The following is a 12,127-nucleotide window of genomic DNA, read 5'->3' on the forward strand; positions in this document are numbered from 1 at the left end:
CGCTCCTCCGAATACTTCGCGGGGACCCCGAGTCCGCGCAGCGTTCTGACCGTATTCATGTATAGCTGGCACGATCGGTGACGTGACGTCACCAGCAGCCGGCTCTGAACACGACCGCATCGCAGCCTCACCCGGAGCGGACGACCCCTGGCGACTCTGGGGCCCGTACGTCTCGGCCCGCCAGTGGGGCACGGTGCGCGAGGACTACTCCGCAGACGGAAACGCCTGGGACTACTTGCCTTTCGACCAGGCGCACCGACGTGCCTACCGCTGGGGTGAGGACGGTATGGCGGCGGTCTGCGACCGCTTCGGCTTCCTCAACCTGGGCATCGCACTCTGGAACGGCCAGGACGACCGGCTCAAGGAACGCTTCTTCGGCCTCACCAATGCACAGGGCAACCACGGCGAGGACGTCAAGGAGGTCTGGTGGCCGACGGATGCCACCCCGACGCACTCCTACGCGACCTGGCTCTACCGCTACCCGCAGGCCGCCTTCCCGTATGCCGAGCTGGTCGCCGCGAATGCCGCACGCACCCGGCAGGATCCGGAGTTCGAACTGACCGACACCGGCGTCCTGGCCGACGACCGGTTCTTCGACGTCACGGTCACCCACGCGAAGGCGAGTCCGACCGATCTGCTGATGCAGGTCGACGTCACCAACCACGGCCCGGAGACGAGCGACCTGCACCTGATCCCGCAGGCGTGGTTCCGCAACACCTGGGCCCACGGCCGCGACGATCGCACCCCGTCGATGACGCTGACCGACGGCTCGGTCCGCCTGCAGCACGCGTGGCTGGGCAGTTACGTCCTGGAGGCCGACGACAGCTCTCGGTCTCGATACGCCTCCGCTGGCGCTCCGGCTACTCGACCAGCGAGTCCGCGAATCATCTTCTGCGACAACGAGACCGACGATGCTGGGCTGTGGGGAGCGGTCGCTCGCACCGACTGCCCGACGAACGGTCTGGACCGAGCCGTCGTGCACGGTGACGAGTCCGCCATACGCGCCGATCACGGCACGAAGGTCGGCTTCTGGTGGCGCCTGGAAGGTATGGCGCCGGGGGAGACCCGCACTGTGCGCCTGCGGCTGCGAGCGGTCGCGGCGGGCACGGACCGCCGGCCCGCGTATGTCGACACCACCTCGCTCGGTGGCTTCGCCGACTTCGAGCAGATCACGGAAGCCCGGGCGACCGAGGCGGACCAGTTCTACCGGCGCGTCATACCCGCGACGGCGAGTGCGCAGGACGCGCTGATCGCGCGGCGCGCGTTCGCCGGGTTGCTGTGGGGCAAGCAGCTTTACCGCTACGCGATCGGCGAGTGGCTCGAGGGAGATCCGGCCGGTCCGCCCCCGCCACCGGAACGCCGCGCGGCCGGCGGTCGCAACATCGGCTGGTCGCACCTCGATCTGGCCGACGTGATCTCCATGCCTGACGAGTGGGAGTACCCCTGGTTCGCCTCCTGGGACCTGGCATTCCACACCGTCCCGCTGGCGCTGATCGACCCGGCGTTCGCCAAGGACCAGATCGAGCTGATGGTCCGGGAGTGGGCGCAGCACCCGAACGGTCAGCTGCCGGCCTACGAGTGGAACTTCAACGACGTCAATCCGCCCGTGCACGCATGGGCAGCCTGGCAGGTCTATTCCCTTGCGGGAGATGAGGATCGGGAGTTCCTCACCCGGGTCTTCAGCAAGCTGCTGATGAACTTCTCCTGGTGGGTCAACCGCAAGGACGCCGATGACTCCTACCTCTTCGAGGGCGGCTTCCTCGGCATGGACAACATCGGACCGTTCGACCGGTCCAAGCCGCTGCCGGACGGCATGCGCCTCGAGCAGTCGGACGCGACCAGTTGGATGGCCTTCTACTCACTGTCCATGCTGCGGATCGGTGTCGAGCTCGCTCGGCTGGATCGCAGTTGGAGCGCCTCGGTCCGCACCTTCTTCGAGTACTTCCTCCGGCTCGCGCGCGCCATGGACGATTTCGGCAGCACCGGCATCTCCCTGTGGGACGGGGCCGACGGCTTCTACTACGACGCCCTGGTGCGTCCCGACGGTAGTTCGGAACGACTCCCGGTGCGCTCGCTCGTGGGCCTGTTGCCTTTGGTCGCAGTCGAATCCGTGCATCCGGTCATCGCCCGCCAACTGCCCGACCTGCTCAGCGAGGTGCACTGGCTGGAGCGCCGGGACACCGGGCTGGCCGACGTGCTGGCACATCACGAACACCACGACGACACTCGGATCACCATGTCGCTGGTGCCACCGGAGCGGCGCGAGGACCTCTTCGCGCGGCTCTTCGCCGAGGACGAGTTCCTGTCGCCGCACGGCATACGCTCGCTCTCCGCGGCATACCGCACGCCGTTGACCGTGGACGTGGACGGCGCCGACTTCACCGTGGGTTACACACCTGCAGAGTCGGATTCGGCTCTCTTCGGCGGCAATTCGAACTGGCGTGGCCCCGTGTGGTTCCCGATCAACTTCCTGCTCGTCGATGCCCTCGCGACGTATGCCGAGGCCTATCCCGAGCTCCTCGTGGAGCACCCGACCGGCTCCGGACAACTGCGCGGCCTCGACGAGATCACCGCCGACCTGATGGACCGACTGGTCACGTTGTTCCGCCCCGGCCAGGACGGCCGGCGGCCGGGCACCCCGAGGTGGTATCCCAGCGGGGACCTCTGGGACGCACATCCGACGTTCAGCGAGTACTTCCACGGCGACGACGGCTCCGGATTGGGCGCGACACACCAGACCGGCTGGACCGCCCTGGTCGCCTACTTCATCTGCCGCGGCTCCGCGCCGAGCTGATCGATCGCGTTCCCAACCTTCGACGGTCGAAGTTTGTGCGCGGGTATGTCGCTCGGAAGTGCGGCCGGCCTGTGGACGGTGCGCGGGCCGGGACACAACGGCATACCCTGTGGGAATGCCTGCCGATCTCGACGCCCTGATGCACGCTGCCGTCGGAGGGGTCGGTGGCACCGATCGCCCGGGGCAGCAGCAGATGGCGCGAGCCGTCGACCAGGCCGCACGCGACGGTTCGCACCTGCTGGTCCAGGCGGGCACCGGCACCGGCAAGTCGCTGGCCTATCTGGTGCCCGCCATCCGGCACGCCGTCGAGACCGGTCAGCCCGCCATCGTGGCCACGGCGACACTGGCGCTGCAGGCGCAGATCGTCGACCGCGACCTGCCCCGGATCGCCGAAGCGCTCGCGCCGGTGCTGGGGCGGCGACCGACCTACGGGCTGGTCAAGGGACGCCGAAACTACTTGTGCCTGCACAAGATCGAGGGCGGCTATCCCGACGAGGAGGACGCCCTGCTCGACGTCGGCGAGGTCGACAGGGCGGCCGGCCGGATCGGTGAGGAAGTGGTCCGGCTGCGCGAATGGGCGCAGGAGACCGACTCCGGTGAGCGCGACGAGCTCGTGCCGGGCGTGAGCGAACGCGCGTGGCGGCAGGTGTCCGTGTCGGCCGAGGAGTGCCTCGGCGCCAAATGCCCGATGGTGCAGCAGTGCTTCGTCGAACGGTCCCGTGCCGCCGCCAAGGACGTCGACGTGGTCGTGACCAACCACAGCTTCATGGCGATCGACTCCTTCGAGGGGCGGCAGATGCTGCCCGAGCACGACCTGCTCGTCGTCGACGAGGCACACGAGCTCGTCGACCGGGTCACCTCGACCATCACCGACGAGATCACCGGCGGCATGATCGCGACGGCCGCCCGTCGCTGCGGCCGGATGGCGGACGCCTCGACCATGCGCGAGGCAGGGGAGTTGCTGCAGGAGCTGTTGAACGGCGTGCAGGAAGGCCGCCTGCTCGGCATACCCGACAACCTGGCGCTGGCGCTGACCCGGGTGCGTGACGCCGCCCGGTCGGTGCAGAGCGAGCTCAAGCCCGCGTCGCCCGCCGACAACGACGCATCCCGGCAGGTCGCCCGCGCAGCGGTCGACGAGATCTTCGACAACTGCGACCGCATCCTCGAAGGACGCGAGCTCGACGTGGTGTGGGTGTCGCAGGACCAACGGCGCGGAGCCATCCTGCGCGTGGCGCCGATGAGCGTCGCAATGTTGTTGCGCGACAAGGTGTTCGGCGATCGGACGGTCATCATGACGTCCGCGACGCTCGAGCTCGGCGGCTCCTTCGACTCGGTCGCCGGCACCCTCGGCCTGCGCGGTGAGGGCGGCCCGCGCTGGACCGGCCTGGACGTCGGTTCGCCGTTCGACTATCCACGGCAGGCCATCGCGTATGTCGCCTCGCAACTTCCGCCGCCCGGCAGGGACGGTATGTCGACGCAGGCGATGGACGAGATCGAGACGCTCGTGCAGGCCGCCGGCGGTCGCACGCTCGGCCTGTTCTCCTCCACCCGCGCCGCCCGCGCCGCGGCGGAGGAGATGCGTACTCGGTTCGGTGACGACATACCCGTGCTGTGTCAGGGAGACGACCAGATCCGCACTCTGGTCAAGCAATTCGCCGCCGAACCACGAACCTGCCTGTTCGGCACGATGACGTTGTGGCAGGGCGTCGACGTGCCCGGTCCGTCCTGTCAGCTGGTGATCATCGACCGCATCCCGTTCCCACGACCGGACGACCCGCTGGCGTCGGCACGCTCCCAGGAGATCGCCCGCCGAGGCGGCAACGGCTTCATGTCGGTGTCCGCCACACACGCGGCACTGCGCCTCGCGCAGGGTGCGGGGCGGTTGGTGCGCAGCAGCGCCGACCGGGGAGTCGTCGCGTTCCTCGACACGCGCATGGTCACCGCGCGGTACGCCGGATTCCTGCAGAAGTCGCTGCCACCGTTCTGGCCGACCAGTGACCGCGCGCTGGTGCTGAAGGCGCTCAAACGACTCGACGAGACCGCCGTCGACGGCCCGGCCGTCGCCGACGACGGTGAGGCCGAGCGCGCCGCCCTCGAGGCCGAGGAGGCGAATGTCGATGTCGCGCACGACGTGCCGACCGAGCTCGCGCCGCAGCCGGACACCGAAGCTGCACCACTGGTCGTTGATGACGTGCCCGCGGCCGCCGACGAGACGCCGGCTGCCGACGAGACGCCGGCCGCCGACGGCTGGAGCGCCGAGGACGACGAGGAGTTGCGTGACGGCGTCGACCTTGGACTGGGCCCGGAGGAGCTCGCCGAACACCTCGACCGGTCGCTGACGGACGTGCGAAACCGACTGGTGCAGTTGAGGATCGGCTGACTCACTCGTTGATGATGCGCACCTTCGTCGTCTTCTTCCCGTCGACGGCCGCCGCGAGCTGCGGGACGTAGCGCTTGAGCACCCACGGGATCGACAACGGCGTCACCATGCTGAATGCCGACGAGTAGGTGCTGACCTTCTTGGTGTCGCCGATCGAACTGGGGACGTAGATGGTGCGGCCCTCCTTGTAGGCCTTCGTCTGCTCGTAGAGTCCGCCGAGCTTGGACTTCACGTTCGCCGGGCTGTCCAGCCAGACCACGACGTCGAAGTCGATCTCCTTGGTCCGCTCGGCACTGATCGAACCGCCGAACGTCTTGCCGCCGATGTTCTTGAACTTCGCCGGGAAGGTGAAGCCGAGCGCATGCTGGATCTGCGAGCGGATGTCCGACGGACCGTAGATGTAGGCGCCTTCGTACGGCGTCGCGACGATCGCGGTCTTACCCACGAACTGCGGGTGCGCCTTCTTCGCGGCGGCAAGGTCGCCCTTGACGCTCGTGACCAGGGCCACACCCTCGTCGTGCTTGCCGAGCGCGTCGGCGATGAGCTGGGCCGTCTTGTCCCACGGGGTGCCCCAATCGACATACCCCTTCGGTGCGGCGATGGTCGGAGCGAGTTGGCTCAGCTTGGTGTAGTCGGACTGTTTCAGGTCGGAGTAGATCGCCAGGATCAGGTCGGGCCGGAGCGCGGCGATCTCCTCGATGTTGATCTTCTTGCTGTCCAACACCTTCGGCAGCGGGGCGTCACCCAGCTTGTCCTTGGCCCACGGGTAGATCTCACCCTTGGCAGCTCCCAGCCACGAGGTCACACCGACCGGCACGACGCCGAGCGCGAGCACGGAGTCCTGCTCGAGGAGTCCGACGCACACGACGCGTTGGGGCTCGGATTTGATCGTGGTCGACCCGTACTTGTGCTGCACCGTGACGGGGAAGGCCTTTCCGTCAGCGGCGCCGGAAGTGGATCCGGCGGCACCCGACGCGGAACCATTCGAGGAGCCACCCGAGGAGCTGCTGCCGCACGCCGCGAGCAGCGTGCCCAGGCCCAGAGCGGAGCTGCCGGCGAGGACGAGACGACGAGACGGTTGCATGGTTCTCCTGGCGATGATGTGATGAGAAGGTTGGTAAGGCTTACCTACCTAAACATGAAGTGCGGCCCGGTCTCCAGTCGAGACCCCCGAGTTCGACGTATCTGTTTGGTAAGGCTAACCTTCCCGCTGAAGCACCTGTGACCGGACCGGCCACAGACCGCCACCGACGGAGCACCCGTGACAATCCTGGACAAGGAACGACCGGCGAATATGCCTGTTGCTCAAGGCAATTCGATGAAAGCGTCGGACGGTCGCACTGGATCATGGCTGGTCGTCGGTGTGCTGACCGCCGGGGTCGTCGGGTGCGGCGTGCTCAGCCTGATGATCGGAAACGTCGGCATCGGCCCGGGGCGGGCCCTCCATGTGCTCTTCGACCCGGACAACTCGCAGGCGTCGGCCATCATCCACAACCTGCGGCTGCCACGGACCCTCCTGCTGCTCGTCGTCGGTCTGGCATTGGGTGTTTCCGGGGCCCTGATGCAGGGGCAGTCACGCAACCCGCTGGCCGATCCGGGCCTGCTCGGCATCTCCGAGGGAGCGTCGCTGGCCGTCGTGCTCGCGATCTTCTGGCTGCACATCGGGTCGCCGGCGGCATACACCTGGTTCGCGCTGCTGGGTGCCGGTCTGACCGCCTGGCTGGTGTTCGCGATCAGCGCCATACGTGGTGGACCGTCGCCCCTCACGCTCGTCCTCGCGGGCGCTGCGGTGAGTGCGCTCGCGTCGGCGATCATCACCTCGATCGTCACCTCGAACGTCTCGACGCTGGACCAGTACCGCTTCTGGGTCGTCGGTTCCGCAAGCGGTCGCGGGCTCGAGATCGTCTGGCAGGTGGTGCCGTTCATCGGACTCGGCCTGGTGCTGGCGGTCATCTGCACGCCGGCGATCAACCTGCTGCAACTCGGTGACGATGCTGCCCGTGCGCTCGGCGTACGACCCGGGCTGCACAAGTTCCTCGGCATCTGCGCGGTCATGCTGCTCACGGGCGGCGCCGTCGCCGCGTGCGGACCGATCGGGTTCCTCGGCCTCGTCGCGCCCCACGTGGCCCGCTTCTGCTGTGGACCGGACTACCGCTGGGTGGTGCCGTATGCCGGCCTGATCGGCGCGATCGTGCTCACTCTCGCCGACATCCTCGGCCGGGTGATGGCCGGCGGTGCCGAGGTGCAGGTCGGCATCGTGATGGCCCTGGTCGGCGGCCCGGCGTTCGTGCTGCTGGTCCGCCGCGCCCGGCTGGTTCAGCTGTGAGTGCCGCAACGACCGACGCCCGGTCCGGCCTCCGGCCGGCGGTGCGGGTCGGACCCACGTCCTGGCGGCTGCATCCACGCGCGACCGTGTGTGCTGCCGTCGCCGCGGTGGCCACAGCGGTGTTGCTCGTGGTCAATCTGTCGTACGGCGACCTGAAGATCCCGTTCGTCGACGTCGTGCGCGCACTGCTCGGCGACTCGTCAGGGGTCAACTCGTTCATCGTCCGCGACGTCCGGTTGCCAGAGGCCGCCGTGGCGCTCCTCGCCGGTCTGGCGCTCGGCCTGTCCGGTGCGCTCATCCAGACGATCGCGCGCAACCCGCTCGCCAGTCCGGACGTCATCGGTGTCAACGCCGGTGCGGCAGCCGGTGCGGTGGGTTACATCGTGCTCTTCGCTGCAGCGGATTCCAGTGCTCCTGCAGGGGTTTCGGCCGATTTCGCGCTGCCGCTCGCCGCCTTCTGCGGCGCCCTGCTCGCCACCGGACTGCTGTATGCCGCCGCGTGGCGTGGCGGACTGGACGGTCGCCGACTGGTGCTGGTCGGCATCGGGATCGCCGCGGCGCTGACCGCGTGCACCTCATGGCTGCTGGTCTCGGCCCGTCTGCAGACCGCCGCGTCGGCGCAGGTGTGGTTGTCCGGTTCGCTGACCGGTACGACGGGCAGCAACGTGACCTGGCTGCTCATCGCCATCGTTCTGGTGGCGCCGGTCGCGCTGTGGCAGGGAAGCACCCTCAACATCGTCGAACTCGGTGACGACACCGCGCGCGCTCTCGGCATACGCACCACCCGCGCGCAAGCCGTCGCCCTGTTGTGTGCGGTGCTGCTGGCCGCGGCGGCGGTGTCCGCGGTCGGCCCGATCGGCTTCGTGGCGTTCGTGTGCCCGCAGATCGCCCGACGACTGGCCGGCACCTCCCGGCCGCCGCTGCTCACCTCGGCGCTCGCCGGCGCCGTCCTGGTCCAGGGAGCCGACGTCATCACCCGGCTGTGGCTGACCGGTCTGGCCGCCGGTGTCGTGACCTCCCTGGTCGGTGCCCCGTACTTCATCTATCTGTTGATCCGCAAGCAAAGGCAGGCTTCCGCATGACACAGACATCCACCGCTGTCCTGGAGCCCGCAGCCGTCGAGCCGGACGCGCGTCTGGTGGCCCACGGCATCACCGTCGGGTATGGCGCCGACCCCGTCGTCCACGACGTGTCCTTGCCGATCCCGGACGGCAAGGTGACCACGATCATCGGGCCGAACGGTTGCGGCAAATCAACTCTGCTGCGGACACTTTCGCGCCTGCTCACGCCGAGCAGCGGGCAGGTGACGCTCGACGGCAGCCCGATCGGCTCACCATCGGCCCGGCAACTGGCGCGGACGCTGGCGTTGCTGCCGCAGAGCCCGATCGCACCCGAGGGTCTCCTGGTCCGCGACCTGGTCGGCCGGGGGCGGCACCCGCACCAGCGGTGGTTCCAGCAGTGGTCGCACGGCGACGAGGACATCGTCACCGATGCGATGCGCTGGACCGGCATCCTCGACCTCGCCGACCGTCCCGTCGACGCGCTGTCCGGTGGGCAGCGGCAACGGGTGTGGATCGCCATGACGCTGGCTCAGCACACCGATCTGGTGCTGCTCGACGAGCCCACGACGTACCTGGACCTGGCACACCAGGTGGACGTGCTCGACCTCGTGTGCCGCCTCAACCGCGAACGCGGCGCCACGGTCGCCATGGTGCTGCACGACCTCAACCTCGCCGTGCGGTTCAGCGACCACCTCGTCGTCATGCACCGCGGACGCGTTGTGGCCCAAGGGAATCCGGTGCAGGTGATGAGTGCCGAACTGCTGCGGGAGGTCTTCGGCCTCGAGGCCGACATGGTCGCCGACCCGCGGACCGGCATACCGATGGTGGTCCCACGAGGACAGAAGGGCCCTGCGGACATCGCGGAGTGAGGATGGTCGGGGTCCCCGCGAAGCATCGGGGGAGCGCAGCGGCGGAGAACTTCGTGGGGTGAACTAGCGAAGAACGACCGTGCTGGCACCGTTGGGAAAGACCCGGTGCTCGGCATGCCAGGTGACGGCGCGGGCGAGCACCTGCGCCTCGACGTCCCGGCCGGCGACGACCATGTCCGCGGGGGAGTAGGAGTGGTCGATCCGCGCGACGTCCTGCTCGATGATCGGGCCCTCGTCCAGGTCGGGGGTCACGTAGTGCGCCGTCGCGCCGATCAGCTTCACGCCGCGCTCGTGCGCCTGGTGATAGGGCCGCGCGCCGCGGAAGCTGGGCAGGAACGAGTGGTGGATGTTGATCGCCCGGCCGGCCAGGCGCTCGCAGAGTTCCGGCGAGAGCACCTGCATGTAGCGCGCGAGGATCACCAGGTCCGCACCGGTCTCGTCGATCAGCTCGACCAGCCGTGCCTCGGACACCTGCTTGTCGGGCAGCGTCGGCACGTGATGGAACGGTATGTCGTGGCTCGACACGAGCTTCTGGAACTTCAAGTGGTTGGAGCCGACCGCGACGATGTCGATCGGCAACGATCCGACCTGCTGGCGGTAGAGCAGGTCGTTGAGGCAATGGCCGAGCTTGGACACCAGCACCAGCGCCCTGGTAGGCCGCTGTGCCGGGAAGAGGCCCCACGTCATACCGAACCGGTCGGCGACCGGAGCGAGCGCGGTGCGCAGCACGTTCTCGTCGACCTCGCCGTGGACGCGGGCGCGGATGAAGAACTGCCCGGTCAGTGCATCGCCGAACTGCTGGCATTCGTCGATGTTGGCGTCATACCGGACGAACTCGGCACTGATCGCCGCGATGATGCCCGGGCCGTCCGGGCACGACGCGGTGAAGACGAAGGACTGGCTCATGCGCGAACTGTAGAGCCGTCCGGGCACCGGGCGCCTCCGCGGTCCGGGTGTCGGCATCAGGTGGCAGAGTTGGGCGTATGACGGACGTCCCGCCGCTGGTGCTCATCACCGGACCCGAGCAGATCCTGGCCGAGCGCGCGGCCACCAGCACGATCGCGCTGGTGCGGGAGAGCGATCCGCAGGCCGAGCTGGTGCGCATCGACGCCGCGAGCTACGAGCGCGGTGACCTGCACCTGCACACCAGCCCGAGTCTGTTCGGGGACAGCAAGATCGTGCTGGTGCGTGACCTCGACGAGGCCCGCGAGGAGTTGATCGCCGATGTGGTCGAGGTCGCGTCGGGCGGATCGCCCGACGCGACGCTGATCGTCGCGCACAAGGGCGGCGTGCGCGGTAAGAAGGCGTTGGACGCGCTGAAGAAGAACGGCGCCCGGATCATCGAGGCGCCGGCGATCAAGAGCGACCGGGACAAGTCCGCGTTCGTCACCAACGAGTTCCGCACCGCCGGCCGCAAGGTCGCGCCGGACGCGGTGCGCGCATTGCTCGAAGCCGTCGGCAAGGACCTGCGGGAGCTGGCGTCGGCGTGCAAGCAGTTGGCCGACGACACCGAGGGCATGGTCACGGCCGAAGTGGTGCAGCGCTATTACGGCGGCAAGGTCGAGGCCACCGGTTTCCGGGTCGCGGATGCCGCGATCAGCGGCAACCTTCCCGAAGCATTGCGGCTGGCCCGCCACGCGCTCGCTTCCGGCCTCGACCCGGTGCCGATCGTCGCCGTGCTGGCCAGCCAGTTGCGTCAGATCGCCCGGGTCGCCACGGCGGGTCGCGGACCGTCCGGCGCGCTCGCCAAACAACTCGGTATGGCGCCCTGGCAGGTCGACCGGGCCCGCCGCGACGCCAAGGGCTGGGACGGCGCCCGGTTGGGCAGCGCCATACAGGCGGTCGCGGCGGCGGACTTCGACGTCAAGGGTGGCGGTCGCGATCCGGTCTACGCCCTCGAGCGCGCGATCATGACGATCGCCACCGCCCGCAATGCCTGAACACTCATGCTGATCGAGTGCCGTGAGGAACGAGCGGCGTATCGAGATCTCGATTTGGGCGGAATGCCGCGGCGCTGGTAGCTTTGGCTCTTGCGTGCGCGCTCTGGTCGTGCGCGTATGCGAGCAGTAAACGACGTGTCTACATCGCCCGGGTGTCCCCACGCCCCATCCGTTGGCGCGTCTGTCAACCCTCATTGACAACAACATCGTTTCGACCAAGGAAGTACTACACGTGGCAAACATCAAGTCGCAGATGAAGCGGATCAAGACCAACGCGATCCGCACTGAGCGCAACCGGGCCTACAAGTCGGAGCTCCGTACCTGGATCCGGCACACCCGCGCGGCCGTCGAGGCCGGCGACAAGGCCAAGGCCACCGAGATGCTCGCGACCGCGTCCAAGAAGCTGGACAAGGCCGTCAGCAAGGGTGTCATCCACAAGAACCAGGCCGCCAACAAGAAGTCGGCGCTGGCCAAGGCAGTCAACTCGCTCGACGCCTGATCGGCTCGAACGACACCAGGTCCGGCGTCGCCCCTGTCACGGGGTGACGCCGGGCCTTTGTCGTACCCGGGCGCCGGATTCGGTCGGCGCGGGAACGAACTGCGCTGTGCGGTAATCTGTGGCCATGCGGCAGTTGCTTCTTCTTAGCCGGCCGCGTCGACGCTGAGCGGACCTCGACGCGGCTGACCCCTCCTTGCGACGAGGGGTCTTTTCATGGGTTTCGACAACTCAGGGCGAGTCCGACGCGCACGCCACAGC

General features: G+C 68.3%; 9 protein-coding genes. 7 read left to right on the forward strand and 2 right to left on the reverse strand.

Annotated elements, in window-relative coordinates; genetic code table 11:
* The first annotated feature begins 82 nt into the window (after window positions 1–82).
* Window positions 83–2,794, forward strand: a complete 2,712-nt coding sequence (locus ACZ50J_RS07255) for an MGH1-like glycoside hydrolase domain-containing protein (RefSeq protein ID WP_464300594.1) — start codon at window positions 83–85, stop codon at window positions 2,792–2,794.
* Window positions 2,795–2,909: 115 nt separating this feature from the next.
* A complete protein-coding gene (locus ACZ50J_RS07260) occupies window positions 2,910–5,174 on the forward strand; it encodes an ATP-dependent DNA helicase (protein ID WP_464300595.1) in 2,265 nt (754 codons plus the stop codon).
* A 1-nt stretch (window position 5,175) separates the two neighbouring features.
* Here ACZ50J_RS07260 and ACZ50J_RS07265 read toward each other — a convergent pair whose 3' ends face one another.
* Complete coding sequence (locus ACZ50J_RS07265; RefSeq protein WP_464300596.1) at window positions 5,176–6,258, reverse strand: ABC transporter substrate-binding protein; 1,083 nt, start codon at window positions 6,256–6,258, stop codon at window positions 5,176–5,178.
* Between the two features lie 177 nt (window positions 6,259–6,435).
* Here ACZ50J_RS07265 and ACZ50J_RS07270 point away from each other — a divergent pair, with 177 nt between their 5' ends.
* The 3 genes from ACZ50J_RS07270 to ACZ50J_RS07280 are packed head-to-tail and all read left to right on the forward strand — an operon-like array spanning window position 6,436 to window position 9,430.
* On the forward strand, window positions 6,436–7,500 hold the full coding sequence (locus ACZ50J_RS07270) for a FecCD family ABC transporter permease (RefSeq protein ID WP_464300597.1): 1,065 nt from the start codon (window positions 6,436–6,438) through the stop codon (window positions 7,498–7,500).
* Window positions 7,497–8,582, forward strand: coding sequence for a FecCD family ABC transporter permease (locus ACZ50J_RS07275; RefSeq protein WP_464300598.1), 1,086 nt, complete (start codon window positions 7,497–7,499; stop codon window positions 8,580–8,582). Before ACZ50J_RS07270 ends, ACZ50J_RS07275 begins: the two co-directional genes overlap by 4 nt.
* Window positions 8,579–9,430, forward strand: coding sequence for an ABC transporter ATP-binding protein (locus tag ACZ50J_RS07280; RefSeq protein ID WP_464300599.1), 852 nt, complete (start codon window positions 8,579–8,581; stop codon window positions 9,428–9,430). Before ACZ50J_RS07275 ends, ACZ50J_RS07280 begins: the two co-directional genes overlap by 4 nt.
* Window positions 9,431–9,493: 63 nt before the next feature.
* Here ACZ50J_RS07280 and purU read toward each other — a convergent pair whose 3' ends face one another.
* On the reverse strand, window positions 9,494–10,336 hold the full coding sequence (gene purU, locus ACZ50J_RS07285) for a formyltetrahydrofolate deformylase (RefSeq protein WP_464300600.1): 843 nt from the start codon (window positions 10,334–10,336) through the stop codon (window positions 9,494–9,496).
* A 77-nt stretch (window positions 10,337–10,413) separates the two neighbouring features.
* Here purU and holA point away from each other — a divergent pair, with 77 nt between their 5' ends.
* Together holA and rpsT are read left to right on the forward strand one after the other, a co-directional pair.
* On the forward strand, window positions 10,414–11,370 hold the full coding sequence (holA, locus tag ACZ50J_RS07290; protein ID WP_464300601.1) for a DNA polymerase III subunit delta: 957 nt from the start codon (window positions 10,414–10,416) through the stop codon (window positions 11,368–11,370).
* Between the two features lie 232 nt (window positions 11,371–11,602).
* Window positions 11,603–11,869 (forward strand): 30S ribosomal protein S20, encoded by a 267-nt coding sequence (rpsT, locus tag ACZ50J_RS07295; RefSeq protein ID WP_464300602.1) that lies wholly within the window; start codon window positions 11,603–11,605, stop codon window positions 11,867–11,869.
* Window positions 11,870–12,127: the final 258 nt, after the last annotated feature.

Source organism: Flexivirga sp. G2 (genome assembly GCF_055397625.1).